Origin of the sequence: Pseudomonas sp. S11P7 (assembly GCF_023195435.1) — a bacterium.
GTDB lineage: Bacteria > Pseudomonadota > Gammaproteobacteria > Pseudomonadales > Pseudomonadaceae > Aquipseudomonas > Aquipseudomonas fluorescens_G.
Genome location: NZ_JALPKS020000002.1, coordinates 4,367,887 through 4,393,389, shown reverse-complemented (window position 1 = coordinate 4,393,389; position 25,503 = coordinate 4,367,887). Strand labels below are relative to the sequence as shown.

The following is a 25,503-nucleotide window of genomic DNA, read 5'->3' as shown; positions in this document are numbered from 1 at the left end:
TACCATCCAATGTCTATTATTTGCTCGTGCGGGAATGATGCCTGTAATAGATCTTCCCTTAATTTATCTGTGGGGAGCGCAATTTTCGATCCGTCTAGGCTGGTTAATTCGTCAAAAGTTATCTTTCCGTCAAGATTTTTTATCTTTTCAGTATTCATAATTTATTTGTTCTTTTTCGTTGGATTGTAGGTAGGCGCGCGTGTGGCTCCTCCGGGTAGGGTATCCTGCGTCAGGCGGTCGAGGGCATCCCATTGCTAATTAGTGATCGCACCGGATTAGTCGTTACGGGCGATTTGCCCGAATATGTATTGGGATTAAGTTTTGTTTTCGACATTGCTTGATAATTAAATGCTATCTGGTTACAGGTTTGCTCTGAGGTTGTTTAGGGGCCTCGCTGCGCGAAGTGGACGCAGTCATGTACATCTAAGTATATTAATGTGCTTAAGTTTTCAGGGGTTATCCAGAATGGAAAGCCTGTTGATTCGAAAAGTAGCGTTCTTAGGTCTTCCGTGGTTTCAAGCCTCCAAGCGTGAATATGGTCGTCTTGAACTATGAGAATAGGCTTCTCAAAATTTTCCAGTGTGTCAACTGTCTTCCAGTATTCTGGGTCGTGTTTTTTTTTGGTGTCTTTCAGAAAATATGGATCCATATTTTTCGCTTTTGATGAGAAAAAAAGCGACGTTATCTTGCTTGTGAGTGCTGATAAATCATGGGCGCTGAATTTTTTATTTTTTTTTTTTTGCTGTGCCAATGTTGTATCGATTTCTTTTTCCAAGTAATTCATTGGGCAATATTCAGGCGTAGTTCGCTTTGATATGAAGATTTTGGCAAGTTGTAGGCGCAAGGATGCACTGTCTAATTTGCTTTACTCTTGATCGGGGTGTGCTTGTAGTCAAGAGAAAGCCATGATTAAGTAAAAATTGCTTGTTACTTTAATTCGTAGTTGAACTTTTCACCTAAGTCTAGAGAAATGTCTTGGTTTTTAGTTCGTTCGAATATCGCTATTATTTTCTCATATGTTTCGCCAAGATTTTGTTTAGAGTCTCTCGAATTTCGCCATACTATATTAATCGGGCGTTCCACATTCGTGCTTAGCAGGTCCCATAAGGCGTTTAGGTTGTTTCCGTAGTATTGTGATACGGAAAAGGCAGAAGCTATACGCTTATGAAAGTCTTGTTCGTTTAAGATTGATAAGCCATCAAGTTCAATTTTCATTTGTTATTGCTTCCATGTTCCAATTGGGCTGACGGTATCATAGTGATCGCTGGTGATATATAGCAGGCCGTCATTCGAATAGAGTAACCTGGTTCCCGGTTGGTTGCTCCGTGACATTGTGTTGCTGAGGCCGACGTCGGCTTCATACCAAGTTCGGCCAGAGGCGGATGGAAGGATATTTGTATCATTATAGAAAATATCTCCACCTATCTGCCCACCGGGGACGCTGTTGTTGACTGCCTTACCTGGTTTCCATCCGCTCTGAGCAGCCTGAGCCTTAGTAACGTAATTAGGAGGAAGCTCTCCGGTAGATCGCAGGCTTCGACTAAGGGGTTAGCGGCCTCAGTCGTTCTAAGGTCCCGTTTCATTGCAGCGTATTTAGCAGCGTTATGGGCAGAGTTGTCATATGGTTCGGGTTGTTCACAATCTTTACTTGCAAGCCCCAACGGATCCACCCACCCCGTAGGGTTAGGCACGTACTGGTAGCTATTCAACCCACCCGCAAGCTTGATCGGATCCGGCGTCAAGAACCGTCCAGTTCCCGGATTGTAGTAGCGGTGGCGGTTGTAATGTAACCCTGTCTCGGCGTCGAAATATTGACCTTGAAAACGCAGCGGGTTATCGATTTCGCTGACGTCCAGCGCCGCGAGGTTGCCATAGGCACGGTACTTCGCCGACCACATGATTTCGCCGCTGTAGTCGGTCAGTTCCTGCGGTGTGCCGAGGTGGTCGAGTTGGTAGTAGAACGGGGCCGCTTTTAGCGGGCCTTCGCCGTCGAGCATCGCCAGCGGGCGGAAGCTGCCCGGTTCGTAGACGTAGCTGCGGTAGCGGTTTTCTGCGCTTTCAGCGATGAGGCGTTCGCCTTGCCACAGAAACTCGGTGCTGTGACCGTCGACTGACTTTTCAATGCGGCGGCCAAAGGCGTCGTATTTGTAGGTTGCTGTGCTGCCGCCCGGCAGGCTGACGCCGATCAGACGGTGCTGGCAGTCGTAGCGGTATTCGGTGATGAGCTTTTGGCCGGTGCCTCGACTCTCGCGGACTAGGTTGCCATAGGCGTCGTAATCGTAGTGGCGGTCGCCTTGCATGAGCAGGCGATTGCCTTTGACGTTGGCGAGATTCGCAACGGGCAGGTCATTTTGTCCGAGCAGGTTGCCCGCCGGGTCATGGGCGAAGCTCTCTGGCGTGGCGCCACGAACGCTGATCAGGCGATCCAGCGGGTCGTAGTGATAGCTGCGGTTGCCCTTGCGGCTGTCATCGATGCCGGCGAGGTTGCCGTTGGCGTCGTAGTTGTAGCGACGCTGGAACAGGTGTTTTTCTCGCTGGCTGACGCTGTGCGCTTGGAGGCGTCCCTGTTCATCGTATTGGTATTGGCTGAGCAGCAGACCTTGTTGGCGCTGTTGCTCTCGACCGGCGTTGAACTGATGAGAGGTCAGGCGAGAACCGTTGAGGTCGATGCTGCTGAGTTGCCCGCCAGGCTGGTGGCGGTAATCGAGTTTGCTGCCATCGGGCAAGCGGCAGTGCTGGAGCTGGCCGACGCTATCGTATTCGTAGCGCAGAGTGCCCCAGCCTTGGTGCTCCTCGATGAGTCGGTCTTGCAGGTCGTATTTGTAGGCGAGCGGCCAGTGGCCGTCGTCAACGTTAACGAGGCGGCCAAGCGCGTCGTAGCTGTAGTGAATCTCTTCGCCGTCGGGCAGCGTTTTTACAAGCAACCGACCTGCGGCATCACGCTGATATGCGGTGACCAGTTCGCTGCCGTCGTCGCCGAACTCGGTTTTCTTCAGCAGTTGGCCGTTGAGGTCGTACTCGTAGCCAGTCCGACGACCGTCGAAGCCGGTTTCCTGTTGAATCAGGCCGTTGGCGTAGTAATCAAGGTGATAGTGCTCGCCGCGCTCGTTTTCAATTTCAGTGAGCAACAGACGCGAGTTGTCGTAGCGGTAGCGCAGTTGGCTGCCGTCGGGATTGATTCGGCGGCTGACGAGGTGGAGATTGTCAGCGTATTCGTAGCGGGTGATACGGCCAAGCTCGTCACGTTCAGCAGTGACATTGCCGTAGGCGTTGTAGCTGAATGCGCGAGTGGCGCCGCCGGGCAGCGTAACCTGGGCAAGGCGATTGGCAGCATCCCATTGGTAATGAGTGATCGCGCCGGACTCTTCCTGGCGAGTGATCTGCCTGCCTAGTGCATCGTAACGGTACTTGCGCTGACCGCCGTCGGGCAGGCGTTCTTCAAGCAGTTGACCGAGATTGTTCCAGCCGAGTTGATGACGGCTGCCGTCCGGGTGACGGATTTCCAGCAGACGACCCTGCGGGTCATAGCTGTAATGGGTGGCATTGCCGTCCGGGTCAATCTGCGCAGTGACATCACCCTGTCGGTTGCGTTGATACTTCCAACTGGCTTTGCCGCGACGAACGTCGCTGACGAAGCCGTTGATATATTCGTAAGTTGTAGCCTCGTCTTCTGGGGGGATGACAGCGGTCATCAGTCCGTTGTCGTCGTAGCGGTATTCGGTAACGGCGCCCAATGGGTCCTTTTCCGCGATCAATTGACCCTTGTCGTTATAGGCTTTTTGATGCTCGGCACCATCGGGATCAATTTTGCTGATCAGTCGCGCCTGATCATCGTGGGTGTAGACCTCTTCGCTACCATCGGCGTTGGTTACGGTAACGCTGCCTTTGTCGTCCCAGGCGTATTGCGCTTCCATCTGGGAAAAGTTGGCCCAGTGACGTGTACACCGAGACAGTTTGCCTTCGTTTTCCCACTCCCAGTAGAACGCCGCGCCGCCTGCCAATTGCCGCTCGAGAATGACGTGCTGGTCGTTGTAGCGATAGCGTTCGGCTTCGCCGGCGGCGTTCTTCGCCTCAATCAAGCGATGCTGCGTGTCGTAGCTGTAAGTGACCAGCGTCTGCACCGTGTTCCATGCGGCCTCAAGATTGTCCGCTGGCAGGAACTGTTGATAGTCGACGGCGATGATGTGCTTGCGATCGTAGCGCAGGAGCAGCGCGCGGCCGGCACCGTTGTCGAGACGTTTGATGCGACCATGGATGTCGCGAGTAACGTGCAAGCGGTTGCCATAGCTATCGCTGATGGCGATCAGGGTCGCGCCTTTGCTGTCGAAGCGGAAGTGATAGAACGATGGTCGCTTGCCAGCCTGCGCGAGAATCAGCTCGGATGGATCGTCACCTAGGAAGATGGCCGCGTGCGACAGGCTGTTGGTGATGGCGGGACGCTGCTCGCTCGGAAGTGGGAAAACGGTGGAGCGGTTTTCCTGATCGGTCCAGATGACTTCATCGCCATTGATCTCGATGCGCTGGGCGAGCGCGTGGCTCCAGCCATAGCCGAGACCGCAGTCGATTTCCACAGCGCTGGTGCGATAGAGACGGGTCCATTCGAATGGCAGCAGGCCGTCGAGTTGGCCGTCAGTTAACGTCAATAACTCTTCGCCAGTGACCATCGAAACAGGGCACCCGCTAGTGCAAGTCTTTGCAGCAGGTTCTGCGCTTTTTTCGGCGGGATTCGTCGCTTGGTTCGATACGTCATCAGCGACTTTACCGTCTGCAATTCTGGCGTTTTTCTTGCCATCAAAACGCAACTCGGAAATCCCGTTCCTAACCTTAGCCGTCACCCCTCGCGCCGCCACAGCGGTGTACTTGGCGACATACTCCATAAAACCATTGATGATCTTGAATACCGACTTCACGAAGCCGATGACTGCATTGAGTACAAGTTCGCCATACTTTTTCAGTCGGGCAGCCAGATAAATAACCCCGGTGCCTTCAGCCGCGATTGTCAGCACGACACCGATAACAATGTCGATCGCAATACCGACAACGATCGCCGTGGTCATTTTCGCTACGTCGCCTGCCATCTTCATCGGCGGCAAGCCTGCCAGCCAGATCACTGCACTGCGTACCAGCAGGAACAGGGCTGCTTCGTCACTCGCCAGCAACATGGCTTTTTTCATGACGTCTGGCGAGCTTTTGGCGACTTTGATCAGCTCGTCTGCGCCAGCGCCGAGATCGTTGGCGAATTTCTTCGGATCCTGGAGGATATCGAGCACAAGGCTGATGCCGTCCCACACACCCTTGATGGCCTCCCAGCCGCCTTCGAGTATGCCGTTACCAACCGCCATCACCGTGCCGGAGGTGGAAAGGTTCGACCACTGGGGTTTGAAGCCCGCCCATTCCTTGCGCAGGAAGCCTTCCAGGTCCGCGGTCACGCCGCTGTAGGAGCTGAAGAGGGCGTCGATTTGCGCCGGCGTCACTTCGTTATGCACGCGGATCTGGTAGAACTTGCCGGGTACACCGCCGGTCCAGGCGGCTTTGCCTTGAGCGTCGAGTTTGACCTTGCTGACTGCGCCACCGTCCACAGCAACGATTTCGACTTCGATATCACCCACCGGAATGTCGTAAACCGATTCGAATTTGCTCTCGATCAGCAACGGACCTTTGAGCGGGCATTGAGCCACGTTCGAGCTGAAGCTACCGTCAGTCATGCTCACGGCTTTACTGGTGTTGCCTACCTTGATGACACGCTCCATGCCCAACAAGGACGGCATGTCAGTGGCGCGACTGCCCTTGTCGAGCGCTCGCGCGTACCAGGTTTTGGTTTGTTCCTGATACAGCTTCAGACTGTCCTTGAAGGTGTTCAGTTGGTTGTCAACAAAGGCAACGCGATCCATCAGCCTTGCTCCAGAATCAGGTGATTTAACAATGCTTCTTTAAGGTTTTTCGGCGCATCCGGGCGGCGCACGAAACGGCTGATTTTCAGCTTGAGATTGTTCTCTGGCCAGGCGGTATAGATATCAGGGCGGTCTTCTTCCAGCCATTGCATGAGATTGGCAATCAACGTCGTGGGATTGTCCTTGCCCAAGCCATCCAGCAACGCCTTCGGCACCTCCCACCACGGCCAGTCCCGCACCTTCGGCACCACCCGTGTCCCCACCTCCAGCGCCTGACCATTAATCAGATACCGCTCAAACACCGGCAGCACCTCCCCGGCCTTTTCCCCCAGTCCATGCAGAATCGGGTAGATATGCCGCCCATCCCAAAACCGGAAAAACACCTCGGTCCCGTCCGGCATCTTCACCTGCGTCAGGCTGCGCAGATGCTCGAACACTTCGTTCGGCTCTGAACGCGACACCGCCAGCCAGCCCCAGTCGAGGGCGTCGGTTTCGGCGATCCAGGGCAGGAAGGCGGAATTGGCTTTGAGTTCGGTGACGTAAGGCATCACCGGTTGCCAGGTGGAGTAGGGCGTGCCGCCCCAGATCGGCAGGAGCTGGGCGGTGGGTTCGGTCAGGTACAGGGTTTTCAGGGCGTCGGCGTCGCTCGCCGCACTGATCACCAGATACAACCGCTCGCCATTCTGCAACGGCTGTTGCGCCAGCCAGTCCTTGGGTGTGATTCGATCAGATGGCACAGGCACCTGCCTTGCATTTTTCGCATTCTTCGCAGAACGGCGCGTTGCGTTTGAGGGTGTTGATTTGCGCTGGGGTCAGGACCTGGCCAGCCTTGTCGGCATCCGCCTGTTTCAGCACGCCCGGCATCAACGGCGCGGCGCCCGTACCAACGCCGGGGCTGCCGCCGGAGTTCATGTTGATCACCGGGCCGCTCATCGTTACGCCGCCGGCGTCGATCTTGATGAAGCTGCCGCCGCCGACCAGGGTCAGTTCTGCGCCGGCCTCCATGACCACTTTCATGCCACTGCTAAGGTGGATTTCCTGGCCTGCATCGATGAACTGGCCGGTGCCGATCTTGATGTGCTGGTTCACGCCCACGGTGAGGTGATCATTCGCACGCGCTTCGACTTTGCGGTCGGCGTAGACGGTGTGGTGTTCTTCGGCCTTGAATTCGCTGTAGCTGTTTTGCTCGACGGTGTCGTGGCGTTCGTTGCCGACGCGGATTTTCTGGTCGTGCTCGATGTTCTCGTCCCAGTCGCGCTGGGCGTGCAGGTAGATCTGCTCCTGACCTTTTTTGTCTTCGATGCGCAGTTCGTTGTAGCCGCCACCGCCCATTGAGCTGAGGGTCTTGAAGGTGCTGCGGGTCTTGTTCGCCGGCAGGGCGTACGGGACGGTGTTTTCCTTGTGGTACAGGCAGCCGCTGATCAGCGGTTGATCGGGGTCGCCTTCAAGGAAGGTGACCAGCACTTCCATGCCGATGCGCGGAATGGCGATGCCGCCGTATTGGGCGCCGGCCCAGGCGCTGGAGACGCGCAGCCAGCAGCTGGTCTTGTCGTCGGCCTGGCCTTCGCGGTCCCAGTGGAACTGGACTTTGACGCGGCCGTATTCGTCGCAGTGGATTTCTTCGCCTTTCGGGCCGGTGACCACGGCGCTCTGGCTACCAAGGATGCGCGGTTTCGGGTGGCGCAGCGGTGGGCGATTGGGCACGTCCCACGGCGTGGCCTGAAAGCGGTTGCGATAGCCCTGATGGAAATCGTCTTTCAGCGCGGTGGTGTCGCTGGTCACCGACTCTTCGAGCACTTGCGGCTGTTTGCCTTCGTGCAGGACTTCGGTGAGCAGCCACAGGTCGTTCCACTTGGCTTTGGGGTGTTCGGTCAGCGCGAGGAAATGGCCGCTGACCAGCAACGGTTGATCACTCTTGCCTTCGGCGAGCTGGAAGTCGCTGCGATGGCGTTCGAGGGCGCGTTTGGCCAGGTGTTTGCCGCGCTCGCGGTCGATGAAACGGCCCGGGTAGTCATAGTCTTCGAGGTCGGGCAGGGCGTCGCCACGGTTTTCGCTTTCCAGGGTCAGGCGCGGTTTTTCGAAGTCGTAATCGCGGCGCGTGGTGCGGCTGGTGCGGGTTTCCAGACGCAGGTCGAAACGCTTGATCACCGGGTTGCTGGCGACCATGCCGGAGTCTTGCTGATAGGGTACAGGCGCGAGTTTCGGGAACACCGTCTGGTCATCGCCGAATACAAGTTTGTGCGCGGTGGCGCTGTGCTGGAAGTGGTAGTGAATACCTTCTTCTTCGCACAGGCGCTGGATGAAATGCAGGTCCGATTCGTCGTACTGCACGCAGTAGATGCGTTCGGGATAAATCGAACCGGTCTTGAATTCGTAAGCGTTGCTTTGGATGCCGTGCTCTTCGAGGACCATGCCGATGATTTTCGGCACGCTGAGGTTCTGGAATATGCGCTGGTTGATGCGGTGCGCGAGGTAGGACAGTTGCGGGCGCAAAGTCACCGAATATCGGGTCAGGCGCTTGCCGGAATCGCCTTGCGCGGCGCGGTAGATCTGGCCATGAATGCCGCTGCCGTCGGGCGACAGCTGCAGAAAGGCCGGTTTGTGCAGCAGGGTTTCGAGGTCCAGCGACGGCTGCTCACTGACCAGCTCCACCTCAAAGACAAAAGGCTGGCTGATGGCTTCCCGGCCGGTGAGGGTAAACACCTGGAAATCAGCGGAAAGACCTTCGATGGTCAGGGCAAAGTGGGTTTCATTGGCCGGCGCGAACATCCCTTGTTCCTCGTGCTGTACAGCGGCGCTCGTCGACGGCCGCACAAAGCGGCTCAACGTACGCGAAATTCTGGAGGGGCGTAAACAACATCGACCAGCAGAGCTGGCCGATGCTTGTAACGATCAGCCGTAATTAAACGACTGGAGCACGCCAGTCATCGGAACCCGAAGTACCGGATACTTCGTGGGTCCAGGTGATTTTGCGGTAGGTGAACTGCACTTCTTCCAGGTGGGTGAAGTGCGCGTTGCCTGGATCCTGGCAGTTGTGCATTTTGTTGTTGATGGCGACGATGATCGCGTCTTCCAGTTTGGTGGTGTAGTAGTGCTCTTGGGTGCCTTGCGCCGAAGTGCGGTACCACTGGATAACGATTTCGCTCATGCGCTCGCCGGAAGTCAGTGCTGCTTGCAGCAGTGGCGAAGCCTTGTCGTAGACCTTGGTGATCACAACTGGCTTGTGAACGCGCTGACCGGTTGGCTGACCGGATTGCGGGTCACGCGGGATGATCACGTCGTGGGTGAAAGCCTGAACCATGACCTGGTCTTCGTGGCCTTCCTGGTAGGTGTTGCCTACGGAGTCAGCGGTGAATGCGCCTGCAGTGATCAGGCCTTGTTTTTCGCCGGTAACCGACATGTACGCTGGTGTTGCCATGGGGTGCTCTCCTTGCGGATAAATTTAAGGTGCCCGGGAGGCGAAATCGCCCGGTGGGTGCCTGACTGTTATCAAGGAGCGTGCCAGGTTTGCTGAAGTGCCCGGAGGGCGGGAGCGGAGCGGTGGTTGGGGGGGCGCTTGGGGTAATTTTCAGCGTGGAAATCAGAAGAAAGTGCGCAAGAAGTTGCGCAGTGCTGCGCAACTTCTTGCGCACTTGGCTGCAGGCCTTGCCCGGCGTGATCTGCAGAGGATTTACCCCGTGAAATATTACGACCGACTGCGCAACTTCTTGCGCAGTTGGACATTTGTCGACACCGAGGTGTCTGCTTCGGGAGCAGTTCAGGCGAATCATGCGTGACTGACCCACCGCTATCGCGAGCAGGCTCACTCCTACAAGGGAATGGTGTATGGCCTCAGACCTCGCTCCCACAGGGGCGCGGCGCAGGAGGGTTAGAAAGCGTCTTATAAATGAAACAGCGCGCTCGGCTATACTCCCCGCATTTCGATCAGGCACCGAGGAATCACTGTGAAGAACTGGACGTTGCGCCAACGCATTTTGGCGAGCTTTGCGGTGATTATCGCCATCATGCTGATGATGGTGGTGCTCTCTTATTCACGGCTGTTGAAGATCGAGGCCAGTGAAAACAGCGTGCGCGACGATGCCATTCCCGGTGTTTACTACAGCTCGATGATTCGCGGCGCATGGGTCGACAGTTATTTGCAGACCCAGGAATTGCTGGGCCTGAAGGAAGGGCAGGGCATTTCCAGCGAAGACGCCGCCGACTACAAGGCCTTCGAAACGCGCCTGCAAGAGCAGATGGCCAACTATCGCAAGACCATGGCGACCGATGAGGACCGCTCCGAGTTCGCCCTGTTTGAGAAATACCACGACGCCTATATTGAGATTCAGGATGCCGTGCTCGACCTGCACCGGCGCAATCTTGAGGCCGAGGCGATCAAGCTGTTCACCGAAAAGCTGACTCCGGCCTGGTACACCGGGCGCATGAAACTCAATGACATCATCGGCGAGAACAAGGTTGTCGCCGACAATGCCATGGCCAATATCGATGATGCCGTGGCCGCCGCCAAAGTCAGCATGATCATTTCTCTGCTGGTCGCCGTACTGGTTGCCGGCTTGTGTGGTCTGTTGCTGATGCGCGCGATCATGGCGCCGATGAACCGCATCGTCACGATCCTCGAAATCATGCGCACCGGCGACCTCAGTTCGCGTCTGAACCTTGATCGCAAAGACGAGTTCGGCGCGGTCGAAACCGGCTTCAACGACATGATGACCGAACTGACTGCGCTGGTTTCCCAGGCGCAGCGCTCATCGGTGCAGGTGACCACCTCGGTGACCGAAATCGCCGCCACCTCCAAGCAACAGCAAGCCACCGCCACCGAAACCGCCGCCACCACCACGGAAATCGGCGCGACCTCGCGGGAGATTGCTGCCACGTCGCGAGATCTGGTGCGCACCATGACCGAAGTCTCCACCGCCGCCGATCAGGCCTCGGTGCTCGCCGGCTCCGGCCAGCAAGGCCTGGCGCGCATGGAAGACACCATGCACTCGGTGATGGGCGCCGCCGATCTGGTCAACGCCAAACTGGCGATCCTCAACGAGAAGGCCGGCAACATCAATCAGGTGGTCGTCACCATCGTCAAAGTCGCCGACCAGACCAATCTGCTGTCGCTCAACGCTGCCATCGAAGCCGAGAAGGCCGGCGAATACGGGCGCGGGTTTGCGGTCGTCGCCACCGAAGTAAGGCGTCTGGCCGACCAGACCGCCGTCGCCACTTACGACATCGAACAAATGGTCCGCGAGATCCAGTCGGCAGTGTCGGCCGGGGTGATGGGCATGGACAAATTCTCTGAAGAAGTGCGTCGCGGCATGTCCGAAGTTCAGCAGGTCGGCGAGCAGTTGTCGCAGATCATTCATCAGGTGCAGGCGCTGGCGCCGCGGGTGTTGATGGTCAACGAAGGCATGCAGGCCCAGGCCACCGGCGCCGAGCAGATCAACCATGCGCTGGTGCAGTTGGGCGATGCCAGCAGCCAGACCGTCGAATCGCTGCGCCAGGCCAGTTTCGCCATCGACGAACTGAGCCAGGTGGCCGTCGGGCTGCGCAGCGGCGTTTCGCGATTCAAAGTCTGATGAACGAAGTCATCGCCAAGCGCGGTGTAGCGCCAGTGACGAAACCGGTATTGTTTCTGCTGTTTCGCATCGGCAGCGAACGTTACGCCCTGCGCGCCACCGAAGTGGCGGAAGTCTTGCCGCGCGTGGCGTTGAAGCCGATTGCCCGGGCGCCGCAATGGGTCGCCGGGGTGTTTGCCTATCGCGGCGCGGTAGTGCCGGTCATCGACCTCAGCGCCTTGACCTTCGGCCAGCCTGCCGAGGCGCGCACCAGCACGCGGCTGGTGCTGGTCAACTATCGCCCGGATGATGCGGAAACGGCGCAGTGGCTCGGGCTGATTCTTGAGCAGGCGACCGATACCCTGCGCTGCCATCCTGAAGATTTTCAACCCTACGGCCTCGATAACCGCGAGGCGCCGTACCTCGGTCCGGTGCGCGAAGACGCCCATGGGCTGGTGCAGTGGGTGCGGGTCCATGACTTGCTCGACGAGTCGGTGCGCGCCTTGCTGTTTCCCGATCCGCCGCGCGACCCGGCGCAGCTTGAGGCGCAGGCATGAGCGGCGATCAGCGGTTTTTCGACTTTCTCAAAGAGCGCATCGGCCTCGATGTAACGTCGGTCGGCCCGGCGATCATCGAGCGTGCCGTGCGCCAGCGCACCACGCTTTCGCAGGCGGCTGATAGCGACGATTACTGGCGATTGCTGCAAGGCTCGCGGGATGAACAGCAGGCGCTGATCGAAGCGGTGATCGTGCCGGAGACGTGGTTTTTCCGTTATCCGGAATCCTTTGCCACGCTGGGCAAACTGGCGCGCGCCCGGCTTAAAGAGCTGAACAACATGCGCGCACTGCGCATTCTCAGCCTGCCGTGCTCCACCGGCGAGGAACCCTATTCGATTGCCATGGCCCTGCTCGATGCCGGATTGCAGCCGCATCAATTCAAGGTCGATGGCATGGACGTCAGCCCGCTCTCGGTAGAGAAGGCGCGGCGTGCGTTGTATGGCAAGAACTCGTTTCGCGGCCAGGATCTGGATTTCCGCGAACGGCATTTTTTCGCCGAGCAGGATGGCCATCGGATCAACGAAAACGTGCGTGAACAGGTGCGCTTGCAGGTCGGCAATGTGCTCGATCCAACGCTATTGGCCAGTGAGCCGGCGTTCGATTTTGTGTTCTGCCGCAACTTGCTGATCTACTTCGACCAGCCGACCCAGAAGCAGGTGTTCGAAGTGCTCAAGCGCCTGACGCATTTCGACGGCGTGCTGTTTATCGGCCCCGCCGAGGGCAGTCTGCTCGGCCGCCTGGGCATGCGCTCGATCGGCATTCCCCAGTCGTTCGCGTTCAGCCGTCACAGCGAGCCGCACCCTGAGCCGTTGCCGACACCGAAACCGATCGCCGTGCCGATCAGCCAAGCGCTGCGCAATCCACCACCAGCGCCGGTCGTGCGCAATCGCCCGTTTGCCGCCGTCACGCCATTGCCGACCGTGCCCAGAGCCGCGAATCAGGACGCCGCGACCTTGCTGGCGCACATCGCTGCGCTGGCCAACGAAGGCAAAAGTGCCGAAGCGCGTGCCGCTTGCGAACAATATCTGCGGAGCCACGAGCCGGTGGCGCAGGTGTTTTACTGGCTCGGCCTGCTCAGCGATGTCGCCGGCCTGACCCTCGAAGCCCAGGGTTTCTACCGCAAGGCGTTGTACCTCGAACCGCAACACCCCGAAGCGTTGATGCACCTGGCGGCGTTGCTGCAAGCCCAGGGCGACACGGCGGGTGCCCGACGATTGCAGGAGCGTGCCGCCCGCAGCGGGCGCACCGCCGACAGTGAGCGCAAACGATGATCGCGTCCGACACTTTCAACGTCATCCACGAAGACGCCCGCGCCATCGACGACTGCTGGAATCGCATCGGCATTCATGGCGACAAGTCCTGCCCGCTGCTCGAAGAACACATTCATTGCCGCAATTGCTCGGTGTATTCCGCCGCCGCCACGCGCCTGCTCGACCGTTACGCGTTGCAGCAGGACGATCGCGACCCGGTGGCCAGCGCCGTGGAAACGGACGTAAAGACCCGCTCGCTGCTGATGTTCCGCCTCGGCGAAGAATGGCTGGGGCTGGCCACGCGCAGTCTGGTGGAAGTCGCGCCGATGCAGGCCATTCACTCATTGCCGCACCAGCGCTCGCGAGCTCTGCTGGGCGTGGCCAACGTGCGCGGTGCGCTGGTGGCGTGCCTGTCGCTGGTGGACTTGCTCGATCTGGATGCCAATGCCGCGCCGGCCACCGGTGCGCGGATCATGCCGCGCATGCTGATCATTGCCGCCCATGGCGGGCCGGTGGTGGTGCCGGTGGACGAGGTCGACGGCATTCATGCCATTGACGAGCGCATCCTTGCGGCGGCGTCGCAATCCGCTGCCCAGGCCAGCGCCAAATACACTCGCGGTGTCCTGCAATATCGCGGTCGCAGCCTGCGCTGGCTCGACGAAGAACAGTTGCTGTCCGCCGTGACCCGGAGCCTGACATGACCCCCGAGCAAATGCGCGACGCCTCGCTGCTCGAGCTGTTCAGCCTTGAAGCTGAAGCCCAGACTCAGGTTCTCAGCGCCGGGCTGTTGGCGCTGGAGCGCAACCCGACCCAGGCCGACCACCTCGAATCGTGCATGCGCGCGGCGCATTCACTCAAAGGCGCGGCGCGGATCGTCGGCATCGATAGCGGCGTCAGCGTCGCCCATGTCATGGAAGATTGCCTGGTCAGCGCGCAGGAAGGGCGCCTGCTGCTGCGCCCCGAGCATATCGACGCGTTGTTGCAGGGCACCGATTTGCTCATGCGCATCGCTACCCCGACGAACGCGCCGCAACCGCCAGACATCGAGGCCTATGTAGCGTTGATGGCGCGGTTGCTCGATCCGTCGGCAGCCCCGATACCGGTAGCCGCACCGCCGATGGCCGAGCTGCAACTTGAGCCCGCGCCGGTGCCTGCGCCTTCCGTGGAAACGCCAGTCGAAACTGCCGAACCGGCGCCGCGCAAAAGCAAACGCACCACTGAAGGTGGCGAGCGCGTCTTGCGGGTGACCGCCGAACGCCTGAACAGCCTGCTCGATCTGTCGAGCAAATCGCTGGTGGAAACCCAGCGGCTCAAGCCGCATCTGGCAACCATGCAGCGCCTCAAGCGCATGCAGAACAACGGCCTGCGCGCGCTGGAAAACCTCAACGTGCACCTCAAGGAACACGCCTTGAGCCTCGAGGCGCTGGAAGCCCTCGAGGACGCACGTCGTTTGCTCGCCGAATCGCAACAACTGCTCAGCGAGAAAAACGCTGAACTCGATGAATTCGCCTGGCAAGCCAGCCAACGCGCGCAAGTGCTTTATGACACGGCGCTGGCCTGTCGCATGCGCCCGTTCGCCGACGTCCTCAGCGGACAGGTGCGCATGGTCCGCGATCTGGGACGCAGCCTCGGCAAACAGGTACGCCTGGAGATCGAAGGCGAGAAAACCCAGGTCGACCGCGACGTACTGGAAAAGCTTGAAGCACCGCTGACGCACTTGTTGCGCAACGCGGTCGATCACGGCATCGAAACGCCCGAACAACGCCTGCTCCAGGGCAAGCCGGAAGAAGGCCTGATTCGCCTGCGCGCCTCGCATCAGGCCGGTTTGCTGGTGCTGGAACTGAGTGACGACGGCAACGGTGTCGACCTGGAAAAGGTCCGCCGTAGCATCGTCGAACGGCAGTTATCCCCAGCCGAAACCGCTGCGCAGTTGAGCGAAGAAGAACTGCTGACCTTCCTGTTCCTGCCCGGTTTCAGTTTGCGCGACAAGGTCACCGAAGTGTCCGGTCGCGGCGTCGGCCTCGATGCGGTGCAGCACATGGTCCGCCAGTTGCGCGGGGCCGTGGTGCTGGAGCAGACGGCGGGCGAGGGCAGTCGCTTTCATCTGGAAGTGCCGTTGACGCTGTCGGTGGTGCGCAGTCTGGTGGTGGCCGTCGGTGAAGAGGCTTATGCCTTTCCGCTGGCGCACATCGAACGCATGTGCGATCTGGCTCCCGAAGACATCGTTCAGGTCGAAGGCCGCCAGCATTTCTGGTACGAAGGCCGGCATGTCGGGCTGGTCGCGGCCAGTCAATTGCTCAATCGCCCGGCCAGCCAGAACAGCGGCGAAACCCTCAAGGTCGTGGTGATCCGCGAGCGCGATGCGATCTATGGCGTCGCGGTCGAGCGCTTTATCGGCGAACGAACGCTGGTGGTGTTGCCGCTGGATGAGCGGCTAGGCAAGGTTCAGGACATTTCCGCCGGCGCCTTGCTCGATGACGGTTCGGTGGTGCTGATCGTTGACGTCGAAGACATGTTGCGCTCGGTCGACAAACTGCTCAACACCGGGCGCCTGGAGCGTATTGCCCGTCACGGTAACCAAGCCGCGGAAGCGGCGCGCAAGCGGGTGCTGGTGGTCGACGATTCGCTGACCGTGCGCGAACTGCAACGCAAACTCTTGCTCAACCGTGGCTACGACGTCGCCGTAGCGGTCGACGGCATGGACGGCTGGAATGCCCTGCGTTCCGAGGACTTCGATTTGCTGATCACCGACATCGACATGCCGCGCATGGACGGCATCGAGCTGGTCAGCCTGCTGCGCCGCGACAACCGCTTGCAATCGCTGCCGGTGATGGTCGTCTCGTACAAGGACCGCGAAGAAGACCGGCGCCGTGGACTGGACGCCGGCGCCGACTATTATCTAGCCAAAGCCAGTTTTCATGACGACGCCCTGCTCGACGCAGTGGTCGAGCTCATCGGAGGAGCGCGGGCATGAGGATCGCAATCGTCAACGACATGCCGCTGGCGGTAGAGGCACTGCGCCGGGCGCTGGCCTTCGAGCCGGCGCATCAGGTGGTCTGGGTCGCCCGCAACGGCGCCGAGGCGGTGCAACTGTGCGCCGAAAACACCCCGGACCTGATCCTGATGGACCTGATCATGCCGATCATGGACGGCGTCGAAGCCACCCGCCGGATCATGGCCGAGACCCCGTGCGCCATCGTCATTGTCACCGTCGACCGTCAGCAGAACGTGCACCGCGTCTTCGAAGCCATGGGCCACGGCGCACTGGATGTGGTCGATACTCCGGCCGTTGGCGGCGGCAACCCGCAGGAAGCGGCGGCGCCGTTGCTGCGCAAGATCCTCAATATCGGCTGGCTGATCGGCGACAAGGCTCCGCGGACGCGGCCGGCACCGACGCCCCAGCGCAGTTCGGCCTCACGTCAGCGCCTGGTGGCGATTGGTTCGTCCGCTGGCGGCCCGGCAGCGCTGGAGGTTCTGCTCAAAGGTTTGCCCAAAGATTTCTCGGCAGCGATCGTGCTGGTCCAGCATGTGGATCAGGTTTTCGCTGCGGGCATGGCCGAATGGCTGGCCGGCGCCAGTGGCCTGGACGTGCGTCTGGCCCGCGAAGGCGAGCCGCCACAAAGCGGCGCGGTGCTGCTGGCCGGGACCAATCACCATATTCGCCTGCTCAAGAACGGCACGCTGGCCTACACCGCCGAACCGGTCAACGAGATTTATCGGCCCTCGATCGACGTGTTTTTCGAGAGCGTCGCCAATTACTGGAATGGTGACGCCGTCGGGGTTTTATTGACCGGGATGGGGCGCGACGGCGCGCAAGGGCTTAAGCTCATGCGCCAACAGGGTTATTTGACCATCGCCCAGGACCAGAACAGCAGTGCGGTGTACGGCATGCCCAAGGCCGCCGCGGCCATCGATGCCGCCGTGGAAATCCGTCCACTGGAAAGAATAGCGCCACGATTGCTGGAGGTTTTCCCCAAATGAACAGGTATATCCGCAATCCTGGCCCCCGCAGCACTCAGGTGACCGCCCATGAATGATTTACAGATCGACGACATCAAAACCGACGAAAACGCCGCCATGGTGTTGTTGGTGGACGATCAGGCGATGATCGGCGAAGCGGTGCGCCGTGGGCTGTCGAGCGAAGAAAACATCGACTTCCACTTCTGCTCCGATCCGCAGCAAGCCATCGCCCAGGCCGTGCGCATCAAGCCGACGGTGATTTTGCAGGATCTGGTCATGCCCGGCCTCGATGGCCTGAGTCTGGTGCGCGAATACCGCAATCATCCGGCGACCAAGGACATCCCGATCATCGTCCTGTCGACCAAGGAAGACCCGCTGATCAAGAGCGCGGCGTTCTCCGCCGGCGCCAACGATTATCTGGTGAAGCTGCCCGACACCATCGAGCTGGTGGCGCGCATCCGCTATCACTCGCGCTCCTACATGACCCTGCTGCAGCGCGATGCCGCTTACCGGGCGCTGCGGGTCAGCCAGCAGCAATTGCTCGACACCAATCTGGTGCTGCAACGGCTGATGAACTCCGACGGCCTGACCGGGTTGTCCAATCGCCGGCACTTCGACGAGTACCTGGAGCTGGAGTGGCGCCGCTCGTTGCGCGATCAGAGCCAGTTGTCGTTGTTGATGATCGATGTCGATTACTTCAAGTCGTACAACGACAGTTTCGGCCACGTTGAGGGCGATGAAGCCTTGCGCAAGGTCGCGGCGGCGATCCGCGACGCCAGCGCGCGGCCGTCGGATCTGCCGGCGCGTTATGGCGGTGAGGAGTTTGTGCTGGTGTTGCCGAACACCTCGCCGGGTGGCGCGCGATTGGTAGCGGAGAAGCTGCGCCAGACTGTGGCGGCGCTGAAAATCCCGCACAACACCCCGGCGGCGGGCGACAGCCTGACCATCAGTATCGGTTTGGCGACCATGGTGCCGCAGGCCGGCAGCGATTGCCGCCTGCTGATTTCCGCGGCGGATCGCGGGTTGTATCTGGCGAAGAATAATGGGCGTAATCAGGTCGGGATCGAATAGACCAGGTTGGCAATGCTGTCCCCCTGTGGGAGCGAGCCTGCTCGCGAAAGCGGCGGTACAGTCGACATCAATGTTGACTGAAACACCGCCTTCGCGAGCAGGCTCGCTCCCACATTGCAATTGTGCAGGTCAATGACAAAGCACAATCACCCCCACAGCCGCCAGACGGGCTGCCGCGCCAGCCTGATTACGTTATACTCGCCGGCTTTCAAAAGTTCGCCAACGAGTGCTGCCCGTCATGGAAATCAACCCGATCCTGAACACCATCAAGGACCTGTCCGAGCGCTCCGAAACTATTCGGGGGTATCTTTGACTACGATCAAAAGCATGAGCGTCTGACCGAGGTCAATCGCGAGCTTGAAGATCCGAGTGTCTGGAACAAACCTGAATACGCCCAGGAACTGGGCCGCGAGCGCGCTGCGCTGGCGCAGATCGTCGATACCCTCGATGAACTGAACGCCGGTCTGGCCGATTGCCGCGACCTGCTGGACATGGCCGTCGAAGAAAACGACGAAGGCGCAGTCGGTGATGTCGTCGCCGAACTGGCCCGTCTCGAGGAAAGTCTGGCCAAGCTGGAATTCCGCCGCATGTTCAGCCATGAAATGGACCCGAACAACGCCTACCTGGATATCCAGGCCGGTTCCGGCGGTACCGAAGCGCAGGACTGGGCCAATATCCTGCTGCGCATGTACCTGCGCTGGGCCGACAAACGCGGTTTCGAAGCGACCATCATGGAACTGTCCGCCGGTGAAGTCGCCGGTATCAAAGGCGCGACCGTGCACATCAAGGGTGAATACGCCTTTGGCTGGCTGCGTACCGAGATCGGCGTGCACCGTCTGGTGCGCAAGAGCCCGTTCGACTCCGGCAACCGTCGCCACACCTCGTTTTCTGCGGTGTTCGTCTCGCCAGAGATCGACGACAAGGTCGAAATCGAAATCAACCCGGCAGACCTGCGCATTGACACCTATCGTTCCTCCGGTGCCGGTGGTCAGCACGTAAACACCACCGACTCGGCCGTACGTATCACTCACGTACCGACCAACACCGTGGTCAGCTGCCAGAACGAACGTTCCCAGCACGCCAACAAGGACACCGCCATGAAAATGCTGCGGGCCAAGTTGTACGAGCAGGAAATGCAGAAACGCAACGCCGCTTCGCAAGCGCTGGAAGACACCAAGTCCGATATCGGCTGGGGTCACCAGATCCGCTCTTACGTGCTCGATGCGTCGCGGATCAAGGATCTGCGCACCAACATCGAACGCAGCGATTGCGACAAGGTGCTCGACGGCGACATCGACGAGTACCTGGAAGCCAGCCTGAAATCGGGCCTGTAACAGACGCCAACACAGGATCGACCGTTTCCGCTCGATCCCTGTAGGAGCCAGCCCTGCTGGCGATCCCCGGGCCGCAAGGTCCGGGGGCAACGAACCTGATGGAATATCTAAAGACATGAGCGACCAACAACTCGACCCGCAAGCCCTGCAACAGGAAGAAAACTCGCTGATCGCCCTGCGCAAGGAAAAGCTTGCTGCCGAGCGCGCCAAGGGCAATGCCTTCCCGAACGACTTCCGCCGCGACAACTACTGCGATGCCTTGCAGAAACAGTACGCGGACAAGACCAAGGAAGAGCTGGCAGAGGCTGCAATCCCGGTCAAGGTCGCCGGTCGCATCATGCTCAACCGTGGCTCGTTCATGGTGATCCAGGACATGACCGGGCGTATCCAGGTCTACGTCAACCGCAAGACTTTGTCGGAAGAAACCCTGGCCGCGGTTAAAACCTGGGACATGGGCGACATCATTGCCGCCGAAGGCACCCTGGCGCGCTCCGGCAAGGGCGACCTGTACGTTGAAATGACCAACGTGCGCCTGCTGACCAAGTCGCTGCGTCCGCTGCCGGACAAGCACCATGGCCTGACCGACACCGAACAGCGCTACCGTCAGCGTTACGTTGACCTGATCGTCAACGAAGACGTGCGCCAGACCTTCCGCGTACGTTCGCAAGTGATCGCGCACATCCGCAGCTTCCTGATGAAGCGCGACTTCCTCGAAGTCGAAACGCCGATGCTGCAGACCATCCCGGGTGGCGCTGCGGCCAAGCCTTTCGAAACCCATCACAACGCGCTGGACATGGAAATGTTCCTGCGTATCGCGCCGGAGCTGTATCTGAAGCGTCTGGTCGTAGGCGGTTTCGAGAAAGTTTTCGAGATCAACCGCAACTTCCGTAACGAAGGTGTCTCGACCCGTCACAACCCTGAATTCACCATGTTGGAGTTCTATCAGGCCTACGCCGATTACGAAGACAACATGGACCTGACCGAAGAACTGTTCCGCGAGCTGGCGCAGCTGGTGCTGGGCAGCACCGACGTGCCGTACGGCGACAAGGTGTTCCACTTCGGCGAGCCGTTCGTGCGTCTGTCGGTGTTCGACTCGATCCTCAAGTACAACCCTGAGCTGACCGCCGATGACCTGAACGACATCGACAAGGCCCGCGCCATCGCCAAGAAGGCCGGCGCCAAGGTGCTGGGCTTCGAAGGTCTGGGCAAGTTGCAGGTGATGATTTTCGAAGAGCTGGTCGAGCACAAACTGGAACAGCCGCACTTCATCACTCAGTACCCGTTCGAAGTGTCGCCACTGGCGCGTCGCAACGACGACAACCCGAACGTCACCGACCGCTTCGAGCTGTTCATCGGCGGCCGTGAAATCGCCAACGCCTACTCCGAGTTGAATGACGCCGAAGACCAGGCCGAACGCTTCATGGCGCAGGTGGCCGACAAGGACGCCGGCGACGATGAAGCCATGCACTACGACGCCGACTTCGTCCGTGCGCTGGAGTACGGCATGCCGCCAACGGCCGGTGAAGGTATCGGCATCGACCGTCTGGTGATGTTGCTGACCAACTCGCCGTCGATTCGCGATGTGATCCTGTTCCCGCACATGCGACCGCAAGCGTAAACGTTTCAGTTAAAAAGCCGCCTAAAACAGGCGGCTTTTTATTGCCTGTCTGGTACAAATGTATCAATTGGTTAATTTGGAATTAGTAGAGGAAGTGCTGTCGTGATGGGTGCAATAGCTCAAGAAGGTGCAGCGGGTATCGCCACTGCGGTCGCTGAAAGTGTTCAGTACCAGGGCCGCAAGGCCAGCCGACAGGGCAGTGAGCAGCGTCGCCAGGACATTCTCGACGCGGCGATGCGCATTGTCGTGCGCGACGGCGTGCGTGCCGTGCGCCACCGCGCGGTGGCGGCCGAGGCCGGTGTGCCGCTGTCGGCGACCACGTATTACTTCAAGGACATCGACGACCTGCTCACCGATACCTTTGCCCAATATGTTGAACGCAGCGCGGCGTACATGGCCAAGTTGTGGATCAACAATGAAGGCCTGTTGCGTGAAATGGTCGTCAGCGGCGACGGCAGCCCGGAGTCGCGCTCGCAACTGGCCGACGACATCGCGCGGCTGATGGCCGACTACGTGCACCGGCAACTGATCAATCGCCGTGAGCATCTGATGGCCGAACAGGCCTTCCGCCAGGAAGCGCTGCTCAACCCGCGTCTGGCGATCCTGGTGCGCTCGCATCAGCAGATTCTGTTGCAGGGCACCTGCCAGTTGTTTCAGGTTTTGGGCTCGCGCGAACCGCAGCAGGATGCCAAAGTGTTGACGGCGATTATCGGACGGATGGAATATCAGGGCCTGCTCAACGACGCCGAGCCTTTGGCCGAAGAGGACATGCTCGGCATCCTGACGCGGTATATGCACCTGGTGCTGGCCTCGGTCTGATCCGCGGATGCTTTTGATCGTTCCTCACGCTTCGCGTGGGAATGCCGCCCGGGACGCTCTGCGTCCCTCGCCGAGATGACGCAGAGCGTCAGTGGATGCATTCCCACGCAGAGCGTGGGAACAATCGATGAAAAGCGGCTGTTCATAAGGAGTCTCGAATGAAGTCCTGGCGTGGCGTGCTGATGGCCCTGTCGTTGCTGCTGCTCAGTGGCTGTCTGGTGACGTTCAAGGAGCCGCTGGCGGCCAGCGATCCGGCGCCCAAGGGCTTGCTCGGCAAATGGTCGAGCACCAATGCCTGGGGCGAGCCGATGAATCTTGAGCTGACCCGCGTCGGCAACGATCGCTACCAGGCCGTCACGTACTTCAAAGCCAAGCCGCGCGAACGCGAAGCCTATCCGTTTACTGTGTCACGGCATGGCAACCGCTGGTATCTGTCGGCGAAAGTGCCGGCGCGTTTCGGCGGCCACTTCACCATTGCCGGGTTCGAAATCACCGACCAGCGCGAACTGGTGATCTACAACCTCGATCTCGAGCAGATCAATCAAGCGATCAAACAGCACGCCCTCGACGGTCAGGCCTTCCAGACCGACGATGGCGACGGCGTGCACGTCGACAGCAACCTCGACAAGGTCTTCGCTTACCTTGATGATCCGGCCAATTCCGATGTCTTCGTTGAAGCTGCGCGCTATCAGCGCCAGGCCAGCGCTCAATAATTTCAAACGTCAGGTTTTCTACAGGAGTTCCGGGTGGACGATTACCAGCAGACGATACGCATGTTGTCCGATCGCATTGTGCTGGCGCAGACGCCGATCCGCGTGCTTGACGCGGTCAAGTGGGACGAGAACGTGCGCAAGGGCTTTCTCAAGGCCAAGGGCAAGGAGATGCCCGCGATCGATCGCGACTACTACCTCAATCGGCCGCTGTCCTTCGATTCGAGCCAGGTCAAGCTGGAGTTTCAGAACATCGAGCGCGACATCACTCGCCAGCTCGGCCAGTTCAACCCGGTCGGGCAGATCATGCGGCGCATGTGCAAGGAATACCGCATGGTCGTGCGCATGCTCGAAGCGCGCGGCACCGAGGATTTCGGCCTGATTTCGCAAGAGCTGTACGGCGCCGCGTCCGATGCCTTCCATGCCGGTGACCCGACCCTGGCCGACCTTGGCCTGATGATGTCCGACTACCTGAACAACATCGATGGCCGTGGCGATCTGAAGGACGAACCGAAAATCCTCACCGCCAAGGACGCCGTGCACTTGCTGCAAACCCGTTTGAACAAGGTGTTTGGCGAGGCCGAGGAAACCATTCGGGTGTTTGAGTCCGACGGCATCGTCGCCGACGCGGCGGCGGGCGCCGACTACATCAAGATCCGCACCGACGCGATGTTCAACAACCGTGACGTGCGCGCACTGGAAGTCCATGAAGGGCTGGTGCATGTCGGCACTACGCTCAATGGTTTGAACCAGCCGATCTGCACGTTTCTGTCGAAAGGTCCGCCGTCGTCGACGGTGACCCAGGAAGGTCTGGCGATTCTGATGGAAATCATCACGTTCGCCTCCTACCCGAGTCGCCTGCGCAAACTGACCAACCGCACCCGCGCGATTCACATGGTCGAGGAGGGCGCGGACTTTTTGCAGGTGTTCGAGTTTTTCCGTGAGCAAGGCTTCGAAATGGCGGAAAGCTATGGCAACGCCAGTCGGGTGTTCCGCGGTTCGACGCCGACCGGTCTGCCATTCACCAAAGACTTGTCCTACCTCAAGGGCTTCATCATGGTTTACAACTACATTCAGTTGGCCGTGCGCAAAGGCAAGCTCGAGCAGATTCCGCTGTTGTTCTGCGGCAAGACCACGCTGGAAGACATGCGCACCTTGCGCCAGTTGGTGGACGAGGGGCTGGTGGTGCCGCCCAAATACCTGCCGGACCAGTTCCGCGATCTGAATGCGTTGTCGGCGTGGATGTGCTTCTCCAACTTCCTCAACCACTTGAGCCTGGACCGGATCGAAGCGGATTACTCCAATATCCTCTAGCCCAAACACAATCCCCTGTGGGAGCTGGCTTGCCAGCGATTGCATTCTGTCAGTCAATTTGATGTTGGCTGACCCACCGCCATCGCTGGCAAGCCAGCTCCCACAGGGTTATTTGTTTTTCTCTGAATCGATTGTCTGCCCATTCCTTGCGAGGTTTCACCGGATGAGAATCCTCGGCATTCTTTGCCTGCTTTTGACCCTCGGCGGTTGCAGTTCGCTGCTGTTCTACCCCGAACCGGGCCAGATCTTCACCCCGGAAAAAGCCAGGCTCGACTACCGTACGGTCACGCTGGTCACTGCTGATGGCTTGAAACTCAACGCCTGGTGGCTGCCGGCCAAACCCGGCGTGGAAGTCAAAGGCACGGTGCTGCACCTGCACGGCAACGGCGGCAACCTGCCGATGCATCTGGGAGGCAGTTGGTGGCTGCCGAAAAACGGTTATCAAGTGCTGCTGGTGGACTATCGCGGGTACGGCTTGTCCGAAGGCAAGCCGAGCCTGCCGGCGATCTATCAGGACATCGACGCCGCATTCACCTGGCTGTACCAGGCCCAGGAAGTCAAAGGCAAACCGCTGGTGCTGCTCGGGCAAAGCCTCGGTGGGGCGATGGCGGTGCATTGGCTGGTGCAGCATCCCGAGCGGCAGAAACAGCTCAAGGCTCTGGTGCTCGACGGTGTGCCCGCCAGTTACCGCAGCGTCGGCCAGTATGCGCTGAGCACGTCTTGGCTGACCTGGCCGTTGCAGGTGCCGCTGTCGTGGCTGGTGCCGGACGGCGACAGCGCGATCAAGTCGATGGCGCAACTCATCGGCGTGCCGAAACTGATTTTCCACAGCATCGACGATCCGCTGGTGCCGATGGCCAATGGCATCCGTCTGTATCAAGCGGCGCCGCCACCGCGGGTGCTGCAACTGACCCGCGGCGGCCATGTGCAGACCTTCGGCGACCCGGTGTGGCAGCAGGTGATGCTGCGTTATCTCGACGACCCCGAGCATTTCAACGGCCTGCGCCGCCTCGGCGAAATCCCCAATTACCCAGCGCCGCCGAATTCTGAAGATGAGAACCCGCAATGACTGAAGAACGTAACGCCATCCCGCTGATCATCACCGGTATCTGCAGCATCCTCGGCACCGTCGGGGCGCTGTGGTACTACGGCTACCTGCACTTCGCCAAACCCGAGGATGCGCTGCTGCTCAACGAGTTCACCATGCTCAAGACCGTGCCCGGCGAGGACTACAAACTATCGCTGACTCCCGCGCCGCAAGTGGCGCAGTGCATTGACGGGGTATTGGTGTTGTTTGATACCGAGCAGAAAGGCCTGACCGGGGTGCTGGTCAATGCGCAGAAGAAGGCTGTGCGATGCATGGGTGAAGAGACGCCGCAGAAGCTGCAAGAGTGATTTTGCAGGCCCAGCCCTCACCCTAACCCTCTCCCAGA

General features: G+C 59.5%; 20 protein-coding genes and 1 pseudogene. 14 read left to right on the top strand and 7 right to left on the bottom strand.

What is annotated here, in order from left to right; translation table 11 throughout:
- Positions 1-382: 382 nt before the first annotated feature.
- The 7 genes and pseudogenes from M0746_RS20345 to M0746_RS20315 form a co-directional block, all read right to left on the bottom strand.
- Positions 383-784, bottom strand: a complete 402-nt coding sequence (locus M0746_RS20345) for a hypothetical protein (RefSeq protein ID WP_258450394.1) — start codon at positions 782-784, stop codon at positions 383-385.
- A 143-nt stretch (positions 785-927) separates the two neighbouring features.
- Positions 928-1,215 (bottom strand): barstar family protein, encoded by a 288-nt coding sequence (locus M0746_RS20340; RefSeq protein ID WP_258450393.1) that lies wholly within the window; start codon positions 1,213-1,215, stop codon positions 928-930.
- Positions 1,216-1,218: 3 nt separating this feature from the next.
- Positions 1,219-1,533 (bottom strand): ribonuclease domain-containing protein, encoded by a 315-nt coding sequence (locus M0746_RS20335; protein WP_258451510.1) that lies wholly within the window; start codon positions 1,531-1,533, stop codon positions 1,219-1,221.
- A 92-nt stretch (positions 1,534-1,625) separates the two neighbouring features.
- Positions 1,626-5,891, bottom strand: a pseudogene (locus M0746_RS20330) (RHS repeat-associated core domain-containing protein); the annotation flags it as partial.
- Positions 5,891-6,628: a DUF4123 domain-containing protein gene (locus tag M0746_RS20325; RefSeq protein WP_258450391.1), complete on the bottom strand. Its 738-nt coding sequence runs from the start codon at positions 6,626-6,628 to the stop codon at positions 5,891-5,893. The pseudogene M0746_RS20330 and the gene M0746_RS20325, both read right to left, overlap by 1 nt.
- Positions 6,618-8,660: a type VI secretion system Vgr family protein gene (tssI, locus tag M0746_RS20320; RefSeq protein WP_258450390.1), complete on the bottom strand. Its 2,043-nt coding sequence runs from the start codon at positions 8,658-8,660 to the stop codon at positions 6,618-6,620. Before tssI ends, M0746_RS20325 begins: the two co-directional genes overlap by 11 nt.
- A gap of 133 nt (positions 8,661-8,793) precedes the next feature.
- On the bottom strand, positions 8,794-9,309 hold the full coding sequence (locus M0746_RS20315; protein ID WP_007949952.1) for an Hcp family type VI secretion system effector: 516 nt from the start codon (positions 9,307-9,309) through the stop codon (positions 8,794-8,796).
- 526 nt (positions 9,310-9,835) lie between these two features.
- On the opposite strand from M0746_RS20315, the gene M0746_RS20310 reads away from it, so the two are divergent.
- The 14 genes from M0746_RS20310 (at position 9,836) to M0746_RS20245 (ending at position 25,465) form a co-directional block, all read left to right on the top strand.
- Entirely contained in the window at positions 9,836-11,458 is a 1,623-nt protein-coding gene (locus M0746_RS20310; protein WP_258450389.1) for a methyl-accepting chemotaxis protein, read from the top strand.
- Entirely contained in the window at positions 11,458-11,994 is a 537-nt protein-coding gene (locus M0746_RS20305; RefSeq protein ID WP_258450388.1) for a chemotaxis protein CheW, read from the top strand. The genes M0746_RS20310 and M0746_RS20305 overlap by 1 nt, the downstream gene beginning before the upstream one ends.
- Positions 11,991-13,265: a CheR family methyltransferase gene (locus M0746_RS20300; RefSeq protein ID WP_258450387.1), complete on the top strand. Its 1,275-nt coding sequence runs from the start codon at positions 11,991-11,993 to the stop codon at positions 13,263-13,265. Before M0746_RS20305 ends, M0746_RS20300 begins: the two co-directional genes overlap by 4 nt.
- On the top strand, positions 13,262-13,945 hold the full coding sequence (locus M0746_RS20295) for a chemotaxis protein CheW (protein ID WP_258450386.1): 684 nt from the start codon (positions 13,262-13,264) through the stop codon (positions 13,943-13,945). The genes M0746_RS20300 and M0746_RS20295 overlap by 4 nt, the downstream gene beginning before the upstream one ends.
- Positions 13,942-16,218 carry a hybrid sensor histidine kinase/response regulator gene (locus tag M0746_RS20290; RefSeq protein WP_258450385.1) on the top strand — a complete coding sequence of 759 codons (2,277 nt, stop codon included), beginning with the start codon at positions 13,942-13,944 and terminating at the stop codon, positions 16,216-16,218. The genes M0746_RS20295 and M0746_RS20290 overlap by 4 nt, the downstream gene beginning before the upstream one ends.
- A complete protein-coding gene (cheB, locus tag M0746_RS20285; protein WP_258450384.1) occupies positions 16,215-17,225 on the top strand; it encodes a chemotaxis response regulator protein-glutamate methylesterase in 1,011 nt (336 codons plus the stop codon). Before M0746_RS20290 ends, cheB begins: the two co-directional genes overlap by 4 nt.
- A 48-nt stretch (positions 17,226-17,273) precedes the next feature.
- On the top strand, positions 17,274-18,275 hold the full coding sequence (locus M0746_RS20280; protein WP_090281963.1) for a response regulator: 1,002 nt from the start codon (positions 17,274-17,276) through the stop codon (positions 18,273-18,275).
- Between the two features lie 238 nt (positions 18,276-18,513).
- A protein-coding gene (gene prfB, locus M0746_RS20275; RefSeq protein ID WP_157720869.1) for a peptide chain release factor 2 occupies positions 18,514-19,609 on the top strand; the annotation gives its coding sequence in 2 pieces (ribosomal slippage) (positions 18,514-18,585 and positions 18,587-19,609; 1,095 coding nt in all).
- A gap of 115 nt (positions 19,610-19,724) precedes the next feature.
- The gene (gene lysS, locus M0746_RS20270) at positions 19,725-21,227 is read left to right on the top strand and encodes a lysine--tRNA ligase (protein ID WP_090281964.1); all 1,503 of its coding nucleotides are present in this window, start codon (positions 19,725-19,727) and stop codon (positions 21,225-21,227) included.
- A 105-nt stretch (positions 21,228-21,332) separates the two neighbouring features.
- Positions 21,333-22,046 (top strand): TetR/AcrR family transcriptional regulator, encoded by a 714-nt coding sequence (locus M0746_RS20265; protein WP_093104335.1) that lies wholly within the window; start codon positions 21,333-21,335, stop codon positions 22,044-22,046.
- Positions 22,047-22,204: 158 nt separating this feature from the next.
- The gene (locus M0746_RS20260) at positions 22,205-22,759 is read left to right on the top strand and encodes a hypothetical protein (RefSeq protein WP_258450383.1); all 555 of its coding nucleotides are present in this window, start codon (positions 22,205-22,207) and stop codon (positions 22,757-22,759) included.
- 60 nt (positions 22,760-22,819) lie between these two features.
- On the top strand, positions 22,820-24,070 hold the full coding sequence (locus M0746_RS20255; protein WP_172833349.1) for a flavohemoglobin expression-modulating QEGLA motif protein: 1,251 nt from the start codon (positions 22,820-22,822) through the stop codon (positions 24,068-24,070).
- A gap of 163 nt (positions 24,071-24,233) precedes the next feature.
- Entirely contained in the window at positions 24,234-25,139 is a 906-nt protein-coding gene (locus M0746_RS20250; RefSeq protein ID WP_258450382.1) for an alpha/beta hydrolase, read from the top strand.
- A complete protein-coding gene (locus M0746_RS20245; RefSeq protein ID WP_093104328.1) occupies positions 25,136-25,465 on the top strand; it encodes a hypothetical protein in 330 nt (109 codons plus the stop codon). Before M0746_RS20250 ends, M0746_RS20245 begins: the two co-directional genes overlap by 4 nt.
- Positions 25,466-25,503 lie beyond the last annotated feature (38 nt).